The 20,951-nt window shown below is 74.0% G+C and carries 19 protein-coding genes and 1 tRNA gene; 14 read left to right on the forward strand and 6 right to left on the reverse strand.

What is annotated here, in order from left to right; genetic code table 11:
- Nucleotides 1-86: 86 nt before the first annotated feature.
- The 6 genes from OIM89_RS09050 to OIM89_RS09075 all read left to right on the forward strand — a co-directional run bounded on the left by OIM89_RS09050 (nt 87) and on the right by OIM89_RS09075 (nt 5,860).
- Entirely contained in the window at nt 87-1,280 is a 1,194-nt protein-coding gene (locus OIM89_RS09050) for a hypothetical protein (RefSeq protein WP_030695789.1), read from the forward strand.
- A complete protein-coding gene (locus OIM89_RS09055; RefSeq protein ID WP_264491131.1) occupies nt 1,271-2,938 on the forward strand; it encodes a hypothetical protein in 1,668 nt (555 codons plus the stop codon). Before OIM89_RS09050 ends, OIM89_RS09055 begins: the two co-directional genes overlap by 10 nt.
- A gap of 76 nt (nt 2,939-3,014) precedes the next feature.
- On the forward strand, nt 3,015-4,388 hold the full coding sequence (locus OIM89_RS09060) for an AAA domain-containing protein (RefSeq protein ID WP_247860263.1): 1,374 nt from the start codon (nt 3,015-3,017) through the stop codon (nt 4,386-4,388).
- A gap of 205 nt (nt 4,389-4,593) precedes the next feature.
- Entirely contained in the window at nt 4,594-4,938 is a 345-nt protein-coding gene (locus OIM89_RS09065) for a hypothetical protein (protein ID WP_010642606.1), read from the forward strand.
- Nucleotides 4,939-5,061: 123 nt separating this feature from the next.
- Nucleotides 5,062-5,796 carry a hypothetical protein gene (locus tag OIM89_RS09070; protein ID WP_229360009.1) on the forward strand — a complete coding sequence of 245 codons (735 nt, stop codon included), beginning with the start codon at nt 5,062-5,064 and terminating at the stop codon, nt 5,794-5,796.
- Nucleotides 5,787-5,860, forward strand: a tRNA-Lys gene (locus OIM89_RS09075). The genes OIM89_RS09070 and OIM89_RS09075 overlap by 10 nt, the downstream gene beginning before the upstream one ends.
- A 68-nt stretch (nt 5,861-5,928) precedes the next feature.
- On the opposite strand, the gene OIM89_RS09080 is transcribed toward OIM89_RS09075, so the two are convergent.
- Nucleotides 5,929-7,239, reverse strand: a complete 1,311-nt coding sequence (locus tag OIM89_RS09080; protein WP_030695793.1) for a M6 family metalloprotease domain-containing protein — start codon at nt 7,237-7,239, stop codon at nt 5,929-5,931.
- A 364-nt stretch (nt 7,240-7,603) separates the two neighbouring features.
- Here OIM89_RS09080 and OIM89_RS09085 point away from each other — a divergent pair, with 364 nt between their 5' ends.
- A complete protein-coding gene (locus tag OIM89_RS09085) occupies nt 7,604-9,541 on the forward strand; it encodes a putative bifunctional diguanylate cyclase/phosphodiesterase (protein WP_030695794.1) in 1,938 nt (645 codons plus the stop codon).
- A 9-nt stretch (nt 9,542-9,550) separates the two neighbouring features.
- Here OIM89_RS09085 and OIM89_RS09090 read toward each other — a convergent pair whose 3' ends face one another.
- Nucleotides 9,551-10,165, reverse strand: coding sequence for a TetR/AcrR family transcriptional regulator (locus OIM89_RS09090; protein WP_030695795.1), 615 nt, complete (start codon nt 10,163-10,165; stop codon nt 9,551-9,553).
- A gap of 72 nt (nt 10,166-10,237) precedes the next feature.
- Between OIM89_RS09090 and OIM89_RS09095 the strand changes: the two genes are divergently transcribed.
- Complete coding sequence (locus OIM89_RS09095; RefSeq protein WP_264491132.1) at nt 10,238-11,068, forward strand: SDR family oxidoreductase; 831 nt, start codon at nt 10,238-10,240, stop codon at nt 11,066-11,068.
- A 144-nt stretch (nt 11,069-11,212) separates the two neighbouring features.
- On the opposite strand, the gene OIM89_RS09100 is transcribed toward OIM89_RS09095, so the two are convergent.
- The 3 genes from OIM89_RS09100 to OIM89_RS09110 all read right to left on the reverse strand — a co-directional run bounded on the left by OIM89_RS09100 (nt 11,213) and on the right by OIM89_RS09110 (nt 14,139).
- On the reverse strand, nt 11,213-12,298 hold the full coding sequence (locus OIM89_RS09100; protein ID WP_238470705.1) for an LLM class flavin-dependent oxidoreductase: 1,086 nt from the start codon (nt 12,296-12,298) through the stop codon (nt 11,213-11,215).
- Between the two features lie 99 nt (nt 12,299-12,397).
- On the reverse strand, nt 12,398-13,129 hold the full coding sequence (locus OIM89_RS09105; RefSeq protein WP_264491133.1) for a decarboxylase: 732 nt from the start codon (nt 13,127-13,129) through the stop codon (nt 12,398-12,400).
- A 170-nt stretch (nt 13,130-13,299) separates the two neighbouring features.
- The gene (locus tag OIM89_RS09110; protein ID WP_030695799.1) at nt 13,300-14,139 is read right to left on the reverse strand and encodes an aspartate/glutamate racemase family protein; all 840 of its coding nucleotides are present in this window, start codon (nt 14,137-14,139) and stop codon (nt 13,300-13,302) included.
- A gap of 272 nt (nt 14,140-14,411) precedes the next feature.
- Here OIM89_RS09110 and OIM89_RS09115 point away from each other — a divergent pair, with 272 nt between their 5' ends.
- Entirely contained in the window at nt 14,412-15,416 is a 1,005-nt protein-coding gene (locus OIM89_RS09115; RefSeq protein WP_030695800.1) for a D-2-hydroxyacid dehydrogenase, read from the forward strand.
- A 118-nt stretch (nt 15,417-15,534) separates the two neighbouring features.
- Nucleotides 15,535-17,022 carry an amidase gene (locus tag OIM89_RS09120; RefSeq protein WP_175456965.1) on the forward strand — a complete coding sequence of 496 codons (1,488 nt, stop codon included), beginning with the start codon at nt 15,535-15,537 and terminating at the stop codon, nt 17,020-17,022.
- Nucleotides 17,023-17,112: 90 nt separating this feature from the next.
- Here the strand turns inward: OIM89_RS09120 and OIM89_RS09125 are convergent, their stop codons facing one another.
- Complete coding sequence (locus tag OIM89_RS09125) at nt 17,113-17,616, reverse strand: DUF3830 family protein (protein ID WP_030695802.1); 504 nt, start codon at nt 17,614-17,616, stop codon at nt 17,113-17,115.
- A 96-nt stretch (nt 17,617-17,712) separates the two neighbouring features.
- Between OIM89_RS09125 and ehuB the strand changes: the two genes are divergently transcribed.
- Genes ehuB through ehuA form a run of 4 tightly spaced genes read left to right on the forward strand, consistent with a single transcriptional unit; the run spans nt 17,713 to nt 20,780 of the window.
- Nucleotides 17,713-18,594, forward strand: coding sequence for an ectoine/hydroxyectoine ABC transporter substrate-binding protein EhuB (gene ehuB, locus OIM89_RS09130; RefSeq protein WP_030695803.1), 882 nt, complete (start codon nt 17,713-17,715; stop codon nt 18,592-18,594).
- Nucleotides 18,591-19,328: an ectoine/hydroxyectoine ABC transporter permease subunit EhuC gene (gene ehuC, locus OIM89_RS09135; protein ID WP_003950614.1), complete on the forward strand. Its 738-nt coding sequence runs from the start codon at nt 18,591-18,593 to the stop codon at nt 19,326-19,328. Before ehuB ends, ehuC begins: the two co-directional genes overlap by 4 nt.
- On the forward strand, nt 19,325-19,975 hold the full coding sequence (gene ehuD, locus OIM89_RS09140) for an ectoine/hydroxyectoine ABC transporter permease subunit EhuD (RefSeq protein ID WP_030695804.1): 651 nt from the start codon (nt 19,325-19,327) through the stop codon (nt 19,973-19,975). The genes ehuC and ehuD overlap by 4 nt, the downstream gene beginning before the upstream one ends.
- A complete protein-coding gene (gene ehuA / locus OIM89_RS09145) occupies nt 19,965-20,780 on the forward strand; it encodes an ectoine/hydroxyectoine ABC transporter ATP-binding protein EhuA (protein ID WP_030695805.1) in 816 nt (271 codons plus the stop codon). The genes ehuD and ehuA overlap by 11 nt, the downstream gene beginning before the upstream one ends.
- The last annotated feature ends 171 nt before the right edge of the window (nt 20,781-20,951 follow it).

Raw genomic sequence — 20,951 nt, forward strand, 5'->3', positions numbered from 1 at the left:
GCAGAGGGTGGGGGAACGTGCCAGGTCAAGGGGTGTGGGGCGGGCGCGTCCGGTCGGTTGTCGGTGGGGGATGCCAGACTTTCCGCGTGAGCGAAGACCCGAACGGCGCCGCCTCCGCGGCTCCCGCACTCCGGCAGCGGCTGGCCCAGGTGCGGGGCGTCTCCGTACCGCCCCGGCCGCTCGACGCCCGTGCCCTGGCGGCGCTCGCCGCCAACCCGGGGTGTCACCGCCGCGCCCTGCTCGACGGGGCGGGGGTGGACAAGCCCAGACTCGCCGAGGCGCTGGGGGTGCCTTCGGGGTTCGGGCAGTCGCAGTTCGCGTTCATGCGCGGCCACGCCTTCGAGGCGCGGGTGAAGGCCGACGGCGGGGCGGAGCTGCTGCGGCTCGCCCACGCCTGCCTCGGCGGCGGGCCCGCGCCGGACGGCGGTGGCGAGGTGCCCCGTCTCGCCGCCCCCGGGCAGGCCGAGCGGGTCGCCCGGACCGAGGAGGCGCTGCGGGAGGCGGCCGGCCGGCGGGGTGGCTGGACGCTGCTGGACCACCCGATGCTTCCCCTGGAGGTGGCCGGTTCGGACGCCTTCCTGGAGCCGGACGCGATCGTGATCCATCCCGACGGTGGCTGGTCGGTGGTGGAGATCAAGTCCTTCCCGATGCTGGACGGTTCGGCGGACGCCGCCAAGGTCGGGGCGGCCGCCCGGCAGGCCGCGGTGTACGTCCTGGCGCTGGAGGAGGCGGCCGGCCGGCTCGCGGAGCGGCTGGGCGGGGCCCCGGCCGTCCGCCACCAGGTGCTGCTGGTCTGCCCCAAGGACTTCTCCAACCTCCCCACCGGTGCCGCCGTCGACGTGCGCAAGCAGCGGGCGGTGACGCGGCGCCAGCTCTCCCGGCTCACCCGGGTCGAGGAACTGGCCGCCGCCCTGCCGCCCGACGTCTGCTTCGACCCCGACCGGCCGGCCGCCGAGCTGCTGCACGCCGTCGAGTCGGTCCCCGCCTCCTACGCCCCGGAGTGCCTCTCCGCCTGTGAACTGGCCTTCCACTGCCGCGAGCGGGCCCGCGCGGCGGGTGACGTGACCGCGCTGGGCCGTTCGGTCCGGGGCGAGCTGGGCGGGCTGACCTCGGTCGAGGAGGTCCTGACGGCCGCCGCCTCCCCGGACGGGGCCGGGGGCGGTGCCGACCCGGGTACGGACGCGACGGTGGCGGCGCTGCGCCGGGCCGCCCGGCTGCGCAGCGAGGCGCTGGCCACCGCGGGTGCCGGGGCGCCGGATCGGGGGCCGGGATGCCGCTGATCAGTACCCTCGCCCGGCTGGAGGCGGTGCGTACGGGCCGGGCGCAGCCCGCCGCGACCGTGCTCCACCGCCACCTCTCCGCCCGCCCGCTGGTCCTCGTCCCGCTCACCACCGCCGGTGAGGCCGGGGCCCCGCTCGGCGCCCTCGTCGGCACCGACCGGGACGCGCCCCGCCTGCTGGTGGTCCCGCAACCGGCCGACCGGGAGCTGCGCTTCACCTTCCTCGCCCGCCTCGCCTCGGTGGTCCTGCCGTACATCGAGGAGTACGCGGCCCAGGTGGAGCCTGCCGAGCGCACCGAGGCCGACCCGGAGACGGGCAAGCGCGTCAAGGTCGTCACCGAGTTGTGCGCCGACGCCCCGCAGCTCGTCGTGCCGGGGCGGGCCGGGATCGAACTGGTACGGCTGCTGGGGCGGGCCAACCGCTTCCGCCGCACCGCCGAGGAGGACCCGGAGGGCCCGTATCCGGCGCCGGAGCAGGTGCCGCTGCTGGGCCGCTGGTTCACCCACCTCGGCGAGCGGGCCCGGGTGCCGGGCTCCTCGTTGCTGGTCGCCATGACGGATCTGCTGGCCCGGCACTGGGCCACCGGCCAGAGCGCGCTGGAGGACCAGCACCTCGGGGCGCTGCTCGCCTGGATCGACCCGCCCGCCGGGGAGGACGGCGACCGGGCCGCGCGCCACGCCGAGCTGGCCCGGGACGAGGAGGGCCAGCTGCTCTGCCCGCCCGCCGGTCCCGCCACCGACCCCGCCTTCGACAACAAGCTGCTCGCGCCCGCCGTCGAGCGGTACGACCGGGTCCGCCGCGCCCTGGCCGACGCGCAGGACGGCGAGAGCGCCGACCGGCTGCTGGCCGCGACGACGGCGGCCGAGCGGGAGCTGCGCGCCCTGGTGGAGAGCCGGACCCGGCCCACCTGGGACGCGGTCTGGCGCGGCATCGCCCTGCTGCGGGAGCTGCCCGAGGGCGCCCACGTCACCGACCGCTGGACCCGCGACCGCTGGTCCTTCACCGCCCACCGCGACCGGCTGGCCGCCGGGGAGCCGCCGCAGCCGCGCCGCGACGACGCGGTGACCGCCGCCCAGAAGCTCGCCACCCGCGAGCGGGAGCAGGCCCGGCTCGACGCCCAGGAGGCGCTGGACGATCCGCTGGTGATGGCCGGGCGGCGGCTGGCCGGGGAGGCGTTCACCGCCGAGGTGCTTGACGTACGGATGACGTACACCGAGAGCAAGCGGCCCAGTCCGCGTCCGGTACTCACGGTCCGTACGGAGGACGCCCCGCACGCGGCGCCCGGCGCCAAGGTCTACCGCGAGCTGGACGGCCGACCGCAGTCCGCCGAGGTGCTGGCGCCGGAGGAGGTGGCCGAGGCGGCCCCGGAGGCCGGGGCGGAGTTCGCCGCCGGGGACGGCGCCGGGCCCGGGGAGCGGCTGCTCCTGCTGCGGGTGCTGGACCGGATGGGCCGGGGCCGCGAACCGGAGGAGGGGTCGGTCCCGGAGAAGGGCGACCGGATCTGCTGGACCCTCTTCGAGCACGACCAGCGGGGCGGCCCCAAACTGCCCGACCCCGAGGAGACGCCGTGGACCCACGGCGGCCCGCCGGAGCCACCGGGCGCCCTGCCCGGCCCCGCGACCGCCCCCGACCCGGTGACCCCGGAGGACCTGCTGTGACGCGGCGGCCGGCAAAGACGGGGCCGGGCCAGGACGCCCCGGACGGAACGACGGGCACGACGAGGAAGAGCGGCGGATGACGGCGGTGGACGAGGTGGCGGCGGGACCGGACGGCCGGGTGCTGTCCCCGGGCGAACAGGCAGCCCTGGCCACCGAGGAGATCCTGGCGCAGACGCTGCACGGCACGGCCCGCGGGGTCGTGGTCGACTCGCCGCCGGGTGCCGGGAAGTCGACGCTGGTGGTGCGGGCCGCCCGGGAACTGGCCGCGGCGGGCCGCCCGTTGATGATCATCGCGCAGACCAACGCGCAGGTGGACGACCTGGTGCTGCGGCTGGCGGAGAAGGACCCGGAACTGCCCGTGGGGCGGCTGCACAGCAGCGACCGGGACGCCTACGACAAGGCCCTCGACCCGCTGCCCTCGGTGCGGACCTCCACCAAGGTGAAGGATCTGGCGGGGCTGGACGTCGTGGTCTCCACGGCGGCGAAGTGGGCGCACATCAAGGATGTCGAGCCGTGGCGGCACGCCATCGTGGACGAGGCGTACCAGATGCGTTCGGACGCGCTGCTGGCCGTCGCCGGGCTCTTCGAGCGGGCCCTGTTCGTGGGCGACCCGGGGCAGCTCGACCCGTTCGCCCTGGTCGGCGCCGAGCAGTGGGCCGGGCTCTCCTACGATCCCTCGGCGAGCGCGGTGGCGACGCTGCTGGCCCACAACCCGGAGCTGCCCCAGTTGCGGCTGCCGGTCTCCTGGCGGCTGCCCGCCTCGGCGGCCCCGCTGGTCTCCGACGCCTTCTACCCGTTCACCCCGTTCCGCAGCGGCACCGGCCCCGGGGACCGCGCCCTCAGCTTCGAGGTGGCCTCGGCCGGTACGCCGTACGACGAGGTGATCGACGAGGCGGCGCGCAGCGGCTGGGGGCTGCTGGAGCTGCCCGCGCGGCACACGCCCAGGACCGACCCGGAGGCGGTGCGGGCGGTGGCCATGGTGGTGCGGCGGCTCCTCGACCGGGAGGGGGCGGCCGTCTCGGAGACCGGGCCGGAGCCGGTGCCGCTCGGGTCGCGCCGGATCGCCGTCGGGACCGCCCACCGGGACCAGGCCGCGGCGGTGCGGGCCGAGCTGGCGGCGCTCGGGGTCGAGGGGGTGGCGGTGGACACCGCCAATCGGCTCCAGGGGCGGGAGTTCGATGTGACCGTGGTGCTGCATCCGCTGTCCGGGCGGCCGGATGCCACCGCCTTTCATCTGGAGACCGGGCGGTTGTGTGTGCTGGCCTCGCGGCATCGGCACGCGTGTGTGGTGGTGTGCCGGGAGGGGGTGCAGGAGGTGCTGGACGCGCATCCGTCCACCGAGCCGGTGATGCTGGGGGTGGGGGTGCGGTTCCCTGACGGGTGGGAGGCCCATCACTCCGTGCTCGGGGTGCTGGGCGGGCATCGGGTTCGGCTGCCTGCCGGGGGGTGACCTGCGGTCGGCTCCGGGGGCTGGGCTGGTTCTCCGGGTTCCGCCGTCCACCGTGGCGGTCCCTGATGGCCTCAATCGCCGACCGGGCCGGGATCTGCTGAGTTTGTGGCCGGATGAGTGGATCACTGGTGGGGATGGACCGTTGGGTGGGTGGGGACAATGGAAGGTGGTTCTGGGGCGTGGGTCCTGGGTTTGGAGGCATGTGATGGCGGAGTCCGAGCGGGACGCGCCGAGGCTGCGGCCTGCGCCGTTGTTGTTCGAGCCGGCGGAGGCGGTCGGGGACCCGGAGCACTTCTTCGATCTGGAGTCGATGGAGGACCCGGGGGCCCTGCTGGACCGGGCGACCGAGCTGACGGTGGCGTTCCGGGCGGCGGCCGACCGGTCGGTGGAGTTCCAGGCGATGGCGGCGGCGCAGCTCGCGGACCCGCGGCGGTTCGACCGGCTGAGCGCGGAGGCGATCGGAGAGCGGGCGCAGTGGACCGAGGCGTACGCGCAGAAGATGATCGAGTTCGGGCGTGACCTGCTACGGGCGCGCCCTGCGGGAGGCTGAGCGGGACTCCGGCATATGCCGAGGGCGTATGTGAGGGGGCAAGGTACCTCATGCCTGTCGCCGATGTCCCGCCTTTCGGCAACTCTGCGATACCGCTTGCTCACCACCGGTAGACCTGTCGGCATGAACAGCCGACACGTCACCGCCACCGCCACCACGACCGCCCGCCACCGTCTCTCCGCGCCCGGAGGCCGGATCTCCGGAGCCCAGGACGGTCAGGACCAGTCGGCCCGCGTGACGGGGGAGGGGGCCGCGTGGCTCGCCTCGGCCGGGGCGTACCCGGGAGTGGCGGGGCCGGCGGTGCTGCGGTGCGGGATCACCTTCGACGTGGTGAACGTCCCGCCCGTCTTCGGCCACCGGATACTGGACCGCCTCTGGGAGGAAGGTCCGGGTTCGGGCCCGGCGGCGGTGCAGCGGGGCCGGTTACTCCTCTTCGCGGCGCCGGGCACGGCCCAGCGGCTCCCCGCCCTGCTGCGCTGGGAGGAGTGCGGGAGCGCCGTCCCGCCGCTGCTCTGCCACGGGGTGGGGGACGCGGTGACGGTGCCCGGACCCGACCCTGCGGGGTCCGCCGAGGCTCCCGTACCGGCGCTGCGGGCGGCGACGGGGCATCCGCGGGACGGGGAGCGGGGGCGGGAGCACGCGGCGGGGGCGGGTGGCCTCGGCGAGGGGCCTGAGCTGCGGGGGAACGGTGCCGGGGACCGGTGGCTGGTGGCGCCGGGGGCGCGGTACCCGTGGCTGCCGGGGGCGGACGTGCTGCGCTGGGCGTGCGTGCGGGCTGCGCGGAGTACGCGCCCGGTATCGATTTTTCCTCCGGTCCGTCCGGGTGCTAAGGTCTACGACGTCAGCAGGCGCCGCTAGCTCAGTTGGTTAGAGCAGCTGACTCTTAATCAGCGGGTCCGGGGTTCGAGTCCCTGGCGGCGCACAGACGATGAGAAAGCCCCTCGCGGAAGCGGGGGGCTTTTCTCCTGTTCTCCGGGGCTTCGGTGCTGGTCAGAGCCGGGTGGTGAGGTTGACGGTCCAGCTGCCCGAGGGGGTGCGGTCCTCCACCTCGACGCGTACGCCCTCGCCGGGGGCGGTGCCGGGGACGGTGAAGGTCTCGCCCTCCTGGACGGGGGCGTCGGCGAGGTCGGGGTGGACCGAGCGGCCCCAGCAGGCGGCGGTGTCCGGGTGGGCGTCGAGGACCTCGACGGGGCCGGCGCCGGAGGGCAGGTCGGTGCGGACGCGGTAGACGAGGATGCCTTCGCGGCAGACGTCCACGTCGTTGCCCTCGGCGGTGCGCGCCTCCACCGCGATGACGGTGCCGGGGCCCTCGGGGACGACCGCGAGACGGGTGCCGGAGCCCGGGAGGGGCGCGTCGGCGGCGACGGGCTCCAGGGAGAGGCGGTGCGAGCCCTCGCCCTGGACGCAGGTGATCTGCTGGTGGCCGAGCCAGCCGAGCTTCCACTTGTGCCAGGCGAAGAGGTCCGGGGCCAGTCCGAACTGGCTGCCCATGAGGTCCCAGTCGCCGACGTGGGTGTCCCAGTCGCCCTTGTCGTCGGTGGGCCGGTGGTAGAGGTCCGGCAGGTCGAAGACGTGGCCGGTCTCGTGGGCGAGGACGTTGCGGTCGGGCGGGTGGCGTTCGAAGAGGGTGACGACGCGGCGGATCGGGGTGTCGTCGGCCTCCAGGGGGCGGCTGAAGTTGACCACCTTGGTGGCGTCGGAGTCCACGCCGGGGGCGTCCGGGTCGGCGACGAAGTACACGATGTCGTAGCGCGAGAAGTCGACGACCGGGTCGGCGGCCTCCAGGGCGTCGCGGAGGTAGGCGGAGCGGCTCGCGGCGTTCCAGTCGCGCCTTATCTCGTAGGCCGTGGAGGGCTGCGGCATGGTCAGCCACTCCTTCTGGGGGTGCGGGCGCAGGGTGAAGCGGCCGTAGGAGGAGCGGTCGAAGAAGTTGGTGGCGTCGGGGAAGTAGTCGGCGGTCAGCTCGGCGGGGGTGGTGCGCGGGGTGGCGTCGGGGAACGAGAGGAAGACGAGGACGGCGTCGAGGCTGCCGAGGGGGCGCGGGTAGGCGCCGTTCCAGGTGTCGAGCCCCTCGGAGTGGTGGGCCGGGGTGCGCGGCAGGGCGCACGGACCACCCGGGGGTGCGGCCGAGGCGGGGCCCGCCACCAGAGAGGTGGCCGCCAGGGCGAGGAGCGCGACCGTGCCCGCGCCCAGCGCGCGCGGCGTGACGCGCTCCGCGCCCGCGGCCCGTGCGGCCGGCGCGTGCTCCCGCGGGTCCTCCTGACGCGGCAAGGCGGCCTCCGGGTCGGTCGGGGACGGCACATCCCGGCCAGCCTGGTCGCTTTTCTGCCGCAACGCCTCGTTTGTCTCGCCCGGAGGAGTGATCTCCGCTCGAACTGGGCAACCCCTCGCGGGACTCGTTCGGGTGGAGGTGGTGTCCGGTGGGTGCGGCAGCCGTGCCACGAAGAACCGCGCGGTGGTCGTTCTGTGCACCCCCGGCGCAGACGTGATGCGCCTGAGCGCCGGGCGCGCGCCCCCACGCGCCGTGCTGGATGCCCTCTCCACGCGGCCTCTATGATCGGCACACTTCCCCTACGAGGACGCCGGAACGCCGACGCCAGCGCGGCCGGGCTCACGGGCCGCGCACCCGGCCGGACGCGTCCCCCTCACGGAACGGGAGCGAGTGGTGAGCGGAACGACCGAAGGCCCGTCAGCCGCGACCGGGCAGGCACCGGCTGCGCCCCAGGAACACCGGCTCCACGAGACCAGGCCCCAGGAGCGGCCGCCGCACGACACCCCGCCGTTCGACCCACCGGTCGCGGCCACCGGGTGCGAGTCGCGGCCACCGGTGCCGGGCGCCCGCGCCCACTCCCCCGCCGACGTCCGCGCGGACGCCTTCCGGCGTGCGCCGATGGCGCTGGCGGTGCTGGACCGGGCGGGGCGGGTGGTGGAGGCCAACGACGCGTTCGCGGCGCTGCTGGGCACCGGTCCCGGCGCGGGCGCGCTGAGCAGGGTGGCGGCCGAGCTGCTGGGGCGGCCCGGCGACGAGACCGTACGGGCGGTGCTGGAAGGGCGGCGGGCCGGGCTCCGGCGCACGCGGCGGGTGCGGGACGCCGAGGGGCGCGCCCGGTGGTTACTGGTGGCCGTGGAGCCGCCCCGGGCGGACGGGCCCGGGGGCGCGCTGCTGTCGGTGACCGACATCAGCGCCCGGCGGGAGCTGGAGGCGCGCGTGCGCGACCTGCGGATGCACGATCCGGTGACCCGGCTGCCCAACCGGGCGCTCTTCTTCGAACGGCTCGCCTCCGTCGCGGGGCCCGCCGGACCGGAGGGCGCGGCCGAGCACGGGGAGCACCCCGAGGACCGCTGGCCGCCGGAGGCCGGGCAGGCCCGGACCGGGCGGATCGGCGTCTGCTATCTCGACCTGGACGGCTTCAAGGCGGTCAACGACACCTTCGGCCACCGCACCGGCGACCTGCTGCTGACCGCGGTCGCCGAGCGGCTGAGCCGGGTCGCCGTCGCCGGGGCGCGGGGCGGGCGTACGCCGCTGGTGGCGCGGCTCGGCGGCGACGAGTTCGCCCTGCTCGTGCCGGACTCCTCGGGAACCGAGCAGCTCACCGCGCTGGCGGCGGCGGCGCTGCTGGCGCTGGAGGAGCCGTTCGACGCGGACGGGGAACGGCTCTCCGTGTCGGCCTCGGTCGGCGTGGTGGAGCGGCCCGCCTCCGCGACCACCGCGACCGAGCTGATGCAGGACGCCGACACCACGCTGTACTGGGCCAAGGCCGACGGCGGCGGGCGGTGGACCCTCTTCGACCCCGAGCGCAACGCCCACCGGATGACGCGCCAGGTGCTCGCGGCCGAGCTGCGGCCCGCCATCGGACGCGGCGAGTTCGTCCTCGACTACCAGCCGCTGGTCGACCTGGCCGACGGGACGACCAGCGGGGTGGAGGCGCTGGTGCGCTGGCGCCACCCGCAGTTCGGGACACTGCCGCCGAGCCGCTTCATCGGGCAGGCCGAGGAGGACGGCTCCGTCGTCCAGCTAGGCCGGTGGGTGCTGCGGACGGCGTGCGCGCAGGCGCGGGCCTGGCAGGTGGCGCGGCCCGGGCGCCGGGCGATCTTCGTCAGCGTCAACGTGGCCGTGCGCCAGGTCTGGGACTCCGACCTGGTGGCGGACGTGGCGGCGGCACTGGAGGCGACCGGACTGCCGCCCGAACTGCTCCAGCTGGAGCTGACCGAGTCGGCGCTGATGGGCTCCGCCGGACGGCCACTGCGGGTCCTTCAGGCGCTGAGCGCGATGGGGGTGCGGATCGCCATCGACGACTTCGGTACGGGGTACTCCAACCTCTCGTACCTGAGCCGGCTGCCGGTCTCCGTGCTGAAGCTCGACGGGTCGTTCGTCCGCAGCTTCCGGGACGACGTGCCGCCGGGGGCGGCGGACGAGGTGGTGGTCGAGGCGATGGTCTCGCTCGCCCACCGGCTGGGGCTGACCGTCACCGCCGAGTGCGTGGAGACGGCCCAGCAGGCGCGCCGGCTGCGCGGGATCGGGTGCGACACCGGGCAGGGGTGGCTGTGGTCGCGGCCGGTCGGGCCGGAGCGGATCGCCGGGTTGTTGCGGCAGCAGGGGTGAGCGGAGCGTTCAGCCCTGCCCGCCGCCGGGGGCGCGCAGCCCGGCCAGGAGGAGCTGGAGCAGGTGCTCGGCCCGTGCGGGCGCGGCCTGTTCCGTGCGGGTGAGCAGCTGGTAGAGGACGGAGCCGATCAGGGCGTCGGCGACCGCCTCCAGGTCGGCGTCGGCGCGGAACTCGCCGCTCGCCACCCCGGCGCGGAGGTGACCGACGATGCTCTCGTACTGCCCACGGGTGTGCTGCCGGTAGAGACTCTCGGCGTCGCGCGGGCTCTCGGCGGCGGCCGCGGTCAGGGCGAGGACCATCGCGGCGTGGTGCGGGTCGCCCACCGAGGCCGCGTACGCGCGGAACCAGGCGGCGAGCCGCTGGGAGCCGTTGGTGTCCGGGCCGGGGGCCGGGACGCCGGGCACGGAGGCGAGGAAGCTGTGGAGGACGGCGTCGGCGACCAGGGCGGCCTTGGAGGGCCAGCGGCGGTAGAGCGTGGGCTTGCCGACCCCGGCGAGGGTGGCCACCTTCTCCATCGACAGCCCGGCGTAGCCGTCGCGCAGGAGGACCTGCCGGGCCGCGTCCAGCAGGGCGTCGTCCCGCGCCGCGTCCCTGGGCCGCCCGGGCCGTCGTACCTCGTCCATGGCGCGATCCTACGAGTAGACTTCCGTTACGGAACGCACCGTAACGTTATTCGTCATTGAGGGGTGTGTCGCATGAGCCGGAACGTGGTCGTCGTCATCGGTGTCGGAGGGATGGGCGAGGCCATAGCCCGGCGGCAGGGGCCGGGGAACCGGCTGCTGCTCGCCGACTTCGACGCAGTGACGCTCGCCGCCGTCGCCGAGCGGCTGCGCGGGCAGGGGCACGAGGTCGTCACCCAGGCGGTGGACGTCTCCTCGGCGCCCTCGGTCGCGGCGCTCGCCGAGGCCGCCGCCGGGCTGGGGCCCGTCACCCAGGTCGTGCACACGGCCGGGCTCTCCCCCGTCCAGGCGTCGCCCGCCGCCGTCCTGCGGGTGGACCTGCTCGGGACAGCGCTGGTCGTCGAGGAGTTCGGGCGCGTCGTCGCCCCCGGCGGCGCCGGAGTGGTGATCGCCAGCATGGCCGGGCACATGCTGCGGACCCCGCTCAGCCCCGAGCAGGAGAGCGCGCTCGCCCACACCCCGGCACACGAGCTGCTCGACCTGCCCTTCGCCGACCCCGAGGCGCTGGGGCAGGGCGCCTACGGCCTGGCGAAGTTCGGGAACCGGCTGCGCGTCCAGGCGGCGAGCGCCACCTGGGGAGCCCGGGGCGCGCGGATCAACTCCGTCAGCCCGGGCGTGATCGCCACCCCGATGGGACAGCAGGAGCTGGACGGCGTCAGCGGCCGGACCATGCGCGCCATGGTCGCCGCCTCGGGCACGGGCCGTCTGGGCACGCCCGAGGACATCGCGGACGCCGCCGCCTTCCTGCTCGGCCCCGGCGCGTCCTTCATCACCGGAAACGACCTGCTGGTCGACGGCGGCGTCGTGGCGGCCCTGCGCGCCGGACGCCTCACCCCGGCGGGCTGAACCGGGCCGGCTGCCCCCGACCGAGACCACCGATCCGGACAGACGGCCCACCACAGCCCGGCCGGCGCTTGAGGCCCCCTGGGGGAGCAGCCCGGAACCCCACACGAGCCCCGTCGGGAATTCGCCCGGCGCAGCGGGCCCTGTTCAGCCCAGCTCGGGCATCCCGTAGGCGTCCGCGATCAGCTCGTAGGAGCGGACGCGGGCGTCCTGCGTGTGGGCGTTGGCGGTGAGCATGAGTTCGTCGGCGCCGGTGCGCTTCTGGAGGTCGTCGAGACCGGCGCGGACCTCGTCGGGGGTGCCGTGGACGACGTTGGAGAGCCAGTCGTCGACGAAGTCCCGCTCGATCGCGGAGAAGGAGTGCGCCTCGGCCTCCTCGGGGGTGGGCACGAGCCCGGGCGCGCCCCGGCGCAGGCGGACCATGTTGAGGGCGCCGGTGAGCACCTGGCGCCGGGCCTCCTTGGCCTCGTCGGCGGCGAACGCGGAGACGCCGATCATGGCGTAGGGCGCGTCCAGGACGGCCGAGGGGCGGAACGACTCGCGGTAGAGGTCGAGCGCCGGGATGGTGTTGCGGGCCGAGAAGTGGTGGGCGAAGGAGAAGGGCAGGCCCATCATCCCGGCGAGGCGGGCGGAGAAGCCGGAGGAGCCCAGCAGCCAGATCTGCGGCCGGTGCGGTGACTGGACGCCGCCCGCGGTGGTGGCCTGCACCGGGCCGGGAACCGCGTGGATGCGCCGGTAGGGGTGGCCGTCGGGGAAGTCGTCGTCGAGGAAGCGGATCAGCTCGGCCAGCTGCTCGGGGAAGTCGTCGGCGCCCTCGTGCAGCCGGTCGGTGCGGCGCAGGGCGGCGGCGGTGGCGCCGTCGGTGCCGGGGGCGCGGCCGAGGCCGAGGTCGACGCGGCCCGGCGCCAGCGCCTCCAGGGTGCCGAACTGCTCGGCGATGACGAGCGGGGCGTGGTTGGGCAGCATCACGCCGCCGGAGCCCAGGCGTACCCGCTCGGTGTGGGCGGCGAGGTGGGCGAGGATCACCGCCGGGGAGGAGGAGGCGACGCCGGGCATGGAGTGGTGCTCCGCCACCCAGTGGCGGGTGAAGCCCCGGCGGTCGGCGGTCCGGGCGATCCGGACCGCCGCGTGCAGGGCGTCCGTGGACGTCTGGCCGGCGCCGACGGTGGCCAGGTCCAGTACGGAGAGGGGGGTCGGGGCGGCGCCCTGCGCCTTTCCTCGGATGTCGTCCACGGGGATGCCTCCTGTTGCCGGGGGTGCGAACCCCCGCTTAACGGGAGGGTGGCTCCGTTTTATTCCCGGGCCCGCCCTCTCAGGAGACCACCGGCCCGCTCAGGAGACCACCTGGGGCTTCTGGAGGAAGAGGGTGCCCAGGGCGGGCTCGCGGACCCGGCGCCCCGCCAGCCGCAGCCCCTCCCAGACGGTGACCTGGTTGGCGGTGAGGACGGGCTTGCCCAGCTCCTTCTCCAGCTCCGTGAGATACGCGGCGGTGTGCAGGGCGGTGTCCGGCAGCAGGACCGCCTCGGCGTCGGGATGGTCGCCGGAGCGGGCCAGTTCCAGGACCTCGTCCCGGCCCCAGGTGCCGACCTCGGCCGCGGTGATGATGCCGCTCGCCTTCTCCTGGACGACCTCGGTGCCGGAGGCCTTGAGGAAGTCGGAGAAGCGGCCCGCGACGTCGTCGGGGTAGGTCGCGGCGACCGCCACCCGGCTCGCCCCGATCTCCTTGACGGCGTGCGCGAAGGCGAAGGAGGTGCTGGAGGCGGGGAGTCCGGCGGCCTGGGCGAGGGCGCGGACCTGGTCGTGGGCGCCGTCCCAGCCGTAGACGAAGCTGCCGCTGGTGCAGGCCCAGACGACCGCCTCGGCGCCGGAGAGCCGCAGCTCCTCGACGCCGGCGCCGAGCCGGGCCGGGGAGCCCATCTCCAGCAGGGCGTCGACGCGGTGGGCGTCCTCGCCGATGTCGGTGTGGATGACGTGCAGCCGGACGCTGCCGCCCATCAGCACCTCGATGCGCGGGTAGTCGTCCTCGGCGGAGTGCCCCGGGTAGAGAAAGCCGAGCGCTGTCATGTGTGCCCTTTCCCTTTCGACGTCGTCTCCGGGACCGCTGACGGTCCTCCGGTCCCCCGGACGGGCTTCACTGCTCCGATTCCCGCACATCCGGCCGCCATGTCCCGCGAGGCCCGCCCGGGCGCGTCGCGTTTTTCCCGGCGCGCCCGGGCGGACCTCTTTCCCCGGCCCTACAGGAGCGGGGTGTCCGGCAGCACCGGATGGTCGCTGCCGCCCTTGCGGGGAGCGGCCGGACCGGGTGCCGTCGTGCCGAACTCGCTCGCGCCGGGGCGGGCGGACGGGTTGAGCAGCGCCTGGTACGGGCCGACCGCGCCGATGCCGAGATGGCGCAGGGCGGACCAGATGGTGACCTGGTTGGCGGAGAGCACCGGGATGCGCAGCTCCGCCTCCAGCTGGGGGATGACGTCGTAGGTGGGCAGGTTGGTGCAGCTGATGAAGAGGGCGTCGACCGGCTTGCGGCGGACGGCGCGGTGGGCCATGGCGGAGACGGACCGGTAGGGGACCTGCCAGATGTGGTGGGTCAGGCCCAGGTTGGCGCGGGCGGTGACCTCGATGCCGCCGCGGGCCAGGTACCGCTCCAGGGAGCGGGTGACCGACCGGGTGTAGGGGGTGACCAGGGCTATCCGCCGGGCGCCGAGTTCCGCGAGGGCTTCGAGGAGGGCGCCGGAGGTGGTGACGGAGGGGACCCCGCCGGCCTGGGTCATCGCCGCGCACATGGCGCGCTCACCGGCGTGGCCGCCGACGAAACTGCCCGAGGTGCAGGCGTAGGCGAGGACCTGCGGCTCGGCGGCGCTGAGGGCGCGGACCGCCTCGTGGAGCGTGGCGTGTTCGCTGACCAGCCGGGCGAGGTCGAGGCTGACCTCCACGGGGACGTAGGGCGTCCGGGTGAGGTGGAGCGAGACCTCGTCGGGTACCCATCGCCAGAGTTCCCGGTCGAGTGCGAAGTCGAAGGGTGCGACCACACCGACACCGTGCTGCGGGTGCGGTCCGCCCAGAAAGGAGACGTCCATGAGCAGGCCCCAGTTTTCGAAAATGGTGCTCGCGGAACCGGCCGGAGCCGGGAGGGGGGTGCGGATGCCGGCACGTGCGCCGGGACGTCGGGACAGAGCCTGAAGCGCGTGACCGGCCGAGAACTCTCCGTGACTTCGGCGATTCCCCGTGGCGAAGGGCTTCTGTTGACGACGGTAGTTTCGGGTGCCAGCGTGGTCAATCCGCACGTCCCGGACAGCTTCGGACCGGCTTTCCGGCCGGTACCCACCACGGAAGCGGAAGCACGTTGCCCATGGGTTTCCCGCACGTATCCGACGAGGCACTTTCGCCTCACCCGACGCAGGGCCGGCCCCCGGAGCCGACCCTCCTGGTCCTCGACGCCGACCCGCCGCCACGGCTGGAATCACTCGCCGGACGGGCCCGCGTCCTGCACGCCGACGCCGATTCGCTGGCCTCGCTGCTGCCCGAGGCGGACGTCCTGCTGGTGTGGGACTTCCTCTCCGACGCGGTCCGCGAAGCGTGGCCGGGACCGGGCGCGCGGCCCGGCTGGGTGCACACCGCGAGTGCCGGCGCGGACCGGCTGATCTGCCCGGAGCTGGTCGCCTCGGACACCGTGGTGACCAACGCGCGGGGCGTCTTCGACCAGCCGATCGCCGAGTACGTGGCCGCGCTGGTGCTGGCCTTCGCCAAGGATCTGCCGCGCACGCTGGAGCTGGGGGCGGCCCGGGAATGGCGCCACCGGGAGACGCGGCGGGTGGCCGGAACTCGCGCCTGCGTCGTCGGTTCCGGCCCGATCGGCCGGGCGATCTCCCGGGTGCTGACCGCGCTCGGGGTGCACGTCTCGGTGGTCGGCCGGACGGCCCGTAACGGAATCCACGGGCAGGAGGAGCTGGACGGTCTGCTCGCCGCCTCGGACTGGGTGGTGTGCGCGGCCCCGCTCACCGACGAGACGCGCGGCCTCTTCGACGCCGGCCGGTTCGCCCGGATGAGGGAGTCGGCCCACTTCGTCAACATCGGGCGAGGCGCCCACGTCGTCGAGCCGGACCTCGCCGAGGCCCTGGCTTCCGGACGGATCGCCGGGGCGGCCCTCGACGTCTTCGCCGGGGAACCGCTCCCCGCGACCAGCCCCCTGTGGGAGGCGCCCGGCCTGGTCGTCTCCCCGCACATGAGCGGCGACACCGTCGGCTGGCGCGACGAGCTGGGCGAGCAGTTCCTGGAGCTGTACGCCCTGTGGGAGGCGGGCCGGCCGCTGCGGAACGTGGTCGACAAGGAGCGCGGGTATGTCCCGGGCGCCTGACGGGGAGAGCTTGCGGGACGGCCACCGCGCGACCAGGACACGGGCGCGCGGGACCGCCGTACGGAACTGATCGGCTGCACCCGGTCCCGCGTGGACCGGCGAACCCCAGGAGGGGCGGATGACCGACCGCATCGCACCGACCGACACCGAGGGCCACGCCGCCGCACCGTCCCTGCCCGGGGCACAGATCCCGGCCCCCGGGACCGAGGCCCGCCCCGCCCCCGTGACCGCCACCGCCCTGCTGGCCGCCTACCGGGCGGGCACACTCAGCCCGGTCGACGCCACCCGGGACGCCCTGGCCCGGATCGAGGCGACCGAGCCCTTGGTCAACGCCTTCGTGCGGGTGGACGGGGAGGCGGCGCTCGCCCAGGCGGAGGAGTCGGCGCGGCGCTGGGAGCGCGGGGAGCCGGCCGGGCTGCTGGACGGGGTGCCGGTGACGGTGAAGGACATCCTGCTCCAGCGCGGCGGACCGACCTTCAAGGGGTCGCGGACCATCCGGGCCGGGGGGCCGTGGGAGGAGGACGCGCCCTCGGTGGCGCGGCTGCGGGAACACGGGGCGGTCTTCCTCGGCAAGACGACGACGCCGGAGTTCGGCTGGAAGGGCGTGACCGACTCCCCGCTGAGCGGCGCGACCCGCAACCCGTACGACCCGGCGCTCACCTCCGGCGGCTCCAGCGGGGGCGGGGCCGCGGCGGTGGCGCTCGGCGCGGGCCCCCTCGCGCTCGGCACGGACGGCGGCGGGTCGGTCCGCATCCCGGCCGCCTTCTGCGGGGTCTTCGCGCTCAAGCCGACCTACGGGCGGGTGCCGCTCTACCCGGCGAGCGCCTTCGGCACCCTCGCGCACGTCGGGCCGATGACGCTGGACGCGCGGGACGCGGCACTGATGATGGACGTGATCAGCGGGTCGGACGCGCGCGACTGGTCGCAGCTGGGCCCGGTCGCGGAGAGCTTCCGGGCCGGCCTGGACGAGGGGGTGCGCGGCCTGCGCGTCGCCTACTCCCCCACCCTCGGCGGGCAGGTCGCCGTCGACCCGGCGGTGGCGGCGGCGGTACGGACCGGGGTGGAGCGGCTGGCGGCGCTGGGCGCCTGGGTGAGCGAGGACGACCCGGACTTCACCGACCCGGTCGAGGCCTTCCACACCCTGTGGTTCAGCGGGGCGGCGCGGGTGGTGCAGCCGTTGGGCCCCGAGGCACGGGCGCTGCTCGACCCGGGGCTGCGGGAGATCTGCGGGCAGGGGGCGCGGTACAGCGCGCTCGACTACCTGGCGGCGGTCGACACCCGGATGGAGCTGGGCCGCCGGATGGGCCGCTTCCACGAGCGGTACGACCTGCTGGTGACGCCGACGCTGCCCATCACGGCGTTCGAGGCGGGCCGGGAGGCGCCGAAGGGCTCGGGCCACCGCCGGTGGACGGGGTGGACGCCGTTCACCTACCCGTTCAACCTCACCCAGCAGCCCGCCGCCTCGGTCCCGGTCGGCACCGACGCGCGCGGTCTGCCGGTCGGCCTCCAGATCGTCGGGCCGCGCCACGCCGACGCCCTCGTGCTGCGGGCGGCGCACGCCCTGTACACGGCGGGCGCGGCCGGGATCGCACCCCCCGCACTCTGACCGGGCGTACGCCCCCGGCGAGCCGGTCACCCCGTAACGCCCCTGGGACCGGCGGAGCGTCCGGCTCCCGGGGCGCGTCCGGGGGCGCTCTCAGGCGCGGCGGAAGCTCAGGGCCTCGCCGAGCGCCCCCGCGCGCCAGAGGTCGTTGCAGGCGGCGGCCATCTCCTCCAGGCCGTCGACGACCGTGCCCCAGACGATGCCGGGAATCCAGCCCATGTCGCCGTTGATGAGCAGGTTGTTGCGCTCGTAGAAGAGGGCGAGGTCGACGAGGGTCGCCCCGGCCCGCACATCCGCCCCGGTGGTGTCGTAGCCGTAGGCGCGGTTGCCGAGCTGGGTGCCGTTGAAGGTGAAGTAGCAGAGGTCCCCGGGGATGGGGGTGACCGTGGGGTTCTCCAGCGGGGGTTCCTGGGCGGCGAAGGGTTCGAAGAGGGCGTAGACCTCGTTGCGGGCGTACTTCGCGTGGTAGACGTCGCCGCTCAGGGGCAGTGCCTCCCACACCGCCGCGCAGGTGACCGGGGCCTTGTCGTCGAGGAGCCGTGCGGTGCAGTGGACGCCCCGCTTGGGCAGGGAGATGTCGATGAAGCGTTCGGTCATGCACCCATGGTGCCCACTGGTCCCCGCTGCTATCTCCCGCGACATGGGCGCAAATTCATCCGCATACCTCGCTTGAGTTCGGGTAGCCGCGCGCCCATGGTTCCGAGTAGACGACGAGGCATACGACGAAGGTCGCTCCTCGCCGGCGCGGCCGTGCTGGGCACGGCCGGGGCGGTGGGGGCGACGGGCTGCTCACGGGTGCCGGAGGGCAGCACGCTGGAGCGGCTGCGCTCCGCGGGCACGGTCCGCCTGGGCATCGCGGGCGAGGTGCCCTTCGGGTACATCGACGAGAGCGGCGAGTTCACCGGGGAGGCCCCGGAACTCGCCAAGGTGATCTTCAAACGGCTGGGAATAGCCAACGTCCAGCCGGTGGCGACCGAGTTCGGCTCGCTCATACCGGGGCTGGGCTCCCAGCAGTTCGACGTGGTGTCGGCCGGCATGTACATCAACAAGGAACGATGCGGCCAGGTCCTCTTCGCCGACCCCGAGTACCAGATGCTGGACGCCTTCATCGTCCGCAAGGGCAACCCGAAGAACCTCCGGAACTACGAGGACGTCGTCAAGTCCAAGGCCCGGTTCGCCACCGGCACCGGCTACGCCGAGATCGGCTACGCGGTGGAGGCGGGGATTCCGGAAAGCGACATCGTGATCCTCCAGGACCAGGTCGCCGGCCTCAACGCCGTCGAGTCCGGCCGCGTCGACGTCTTCGCGGGAACCGCGCTGACCACCCGCACGGTCGTCGCCAAGAGCCGCAAGGCCGAGGTCACCGAGCCCTTCCCGCCGAAGGTCGACGGCAAGGAGAAGATCGACGGCGGCGGCTTCGCCTTCCGCCTCAACGACACCGAGCTGCGGGACGCGGTCAACAAGGAGCTCCACAAGATGAAGAAGAGCGGTGAGCTCTTCCGCATCCTGCGCCCCTTCGGGTTCACCAAGGACGAGATGACCACCATGACGGCGAAGGAGCTCTGCGCCGTATGACGACCGGTCTGTGGGAAAACTGGGTCCTGCCCGGCATCTGGGTCACCGTCCAGCTGACGTTCTACAGCGCCGCCCTCGCCACCGTGGTGGCCTTCGGGGTCGGCATGGCGCGGACGCACCGCTCGAAGTTCGTGCGCTTCCTCGCCGGCTTCTACACGGAGATCTTCCGGGGCACCTCGGCGCTGGTGCTGATGTTCTGGCTCTTCTTCGTGGTGCCGCCGCTCTTCGGCTGGCAGTTCGTGCCCATGTACGCCGCCGTGCTGGCCCTCGGTCTCTCCTACGGCGCGTACGGCGCCGAGGTGGTGCGGGGCGCGCTCAACTCGGTCACACCGGCTCAGCGCGAGGCGGGGGTCGCGCTCAGCTTCACGCCCTGGCAGCGGATGCGTCTCATCCTGCTGCCGCAGGCCGTGCCCGAGATGATCCCGCCCTTCAACAACCTCCTGATCGAGCTGCTCAAGGGCACCGCGATCGTCTCGCTGCTCGGCGTGGGTGACGTCTCCTTCGCCGCCTACCTGGTGCGGCTGGCCACCCAGGAGAGCGCGCAGATCTACACGATCTCGCTGCTCATCTACTTCGTCATCGCCTTCGTGCTGACCCGGGGCATGCGCGCCCTGGAGGCCAAGACCAAGGCGGGCATCGGGCAGAAGCCCGAGAAGGGGCCGGGCCTCATGGCCAAGCTGGGCCTTCGGCAGCAGACCGAGCTCTCCGACAAGCCCGGGGGTGCCGGCATATGAACTGGGACTGGTCCGCTGTCGCCGACTTCATGCCGCGCTTCTGGGACGGGGTGCTCGTCACCCTCCAGGCCACGGTGATCGGCTCGCTCATCTCCTTCAGCCTCGGGCTCGTCTGGGCCATCGCCTTCCGGGCGCCGACGCGGTTCGTCCGCTGGCCCGTCACGGTCGTCACCGAGTTCATCCGGAACACGCCGCTGCTGGTGCAGCTGTTCTTCCTCTTCTTCGTGCTGCCCGAGTGGGGCATCCAGTTCTCCGCCCTCACCACCGGCATCATCGCCATCGGCCTGCACTACTCGACGTACACCGCGCAGGTCTACCGCGCGGGCATCGACGCCGTCCCCGTCGGCCAGTGGGAGGCGGCGACCGCGCTGAGCCTGCCCGCCCACCGCACCTGGACCGCGGTGATCCTGCCGCAGGCGATCCGCCGTGTCGTCCCGGCCCTCGGCAACTACGTCGTGTCGATGCTGAAGGACACGCCGCTGCTGGCCGGTATCGGTGTGCTGGAGATGCTCCAGCAGTCCCGTCTGGAGGGCGCCGCGACGTTCCAGTACACGGAACCGCTGACCGTCGTCGGCATCGCCTTCATCCTCATCGCCTACCCGGCGTCTCTTCTTCTGCGAGCCCTGGAGCGTCGTCTTGTCCGCTGACACCACCCCCAGCAACCAGGAAGCCAACCCCCCGGTGGACGGGAAGGAGCTGATCCGCTTCTCCAAGGTCACCAAGCGGTTCGGCAGCAACACCGTCCTCGACGACCTGAGCTTCGGCGTCGACTCCGGCAAGCACGTCACCCTGATCGGCCCCTCCGGTTCGGGCAAGACCACCATCCTCAGACTGCTGATGACCCTGCTCAAGCCCGACGAGGGCACGATCCGGGTCAACGGCGACTACCTCACCCACGAGGAGCGGGGCGGCAAGCTCGTCCCGGCCGGGGAGAAGCACATCCGCGAGGTGCGCAAGAACATCGGCATGGTGTTCCAGCAGTTCAACCTCTTCCCCAACATGAAAGTGCTGCGGAACATCACCGAGGCGCCCGTCACCGTGCTCGGCCTCTCCAAGGACGAGGCGGAGTCCCGCGCCCGCGACCTGCTGGAACTGGTCGGGCTCACCGAGCACCTCGACAAGTACCCCTCGCAGCTCTCCGGCGGCCAGCAGCAGCGCGTCGCCATCGCCCGCGCGCTGGCCATGCGCCCGCAGGTGCTCCTCCTCGACGAGGTCACCTCGGCGCTCGACCCCGAGCTGGTCGCGGGCGTCCTCGACGTGCTGCGCGACATCGCGCGCAGCACCGACATCACCATGCTCTGCGTCACCCACGAGATGAACTTCGCCCGGGACATCTCGGACCAGGTGATGATGTTCGACGAGGGCCACATCATCGAGACCGGCACCGCCGAGAAGATCTTCGGCGACCCGGACCACGCCCGGACCCGCGAGTTCCTCAGCGCGGTCCTCTGACCCTCCGCACCCCCGAAGGGCCGGTGCGCCACCGCGGCGCACCGGCCCTTCGCCGTGCGCCCCCGTGCGCGCACGGGTATGCCCCTGGCATGTGCCAGGGTGGCGCGTTCCTGACCAGCGGGACGGCCAATCGGCCAACAGCCCGGCGCACAGGGGAGCTTGGCGGCTATC

Source organism: Streptomyces sp. BI87 (assembly GCF_025957665.1).
Taxonomy (GTDB): Bacteria; Actinomycetota; Actinomycetes; order Streptomycetales; family Streptomycetaceae; genus Streptomyces; species Streptomyces albidoflavus.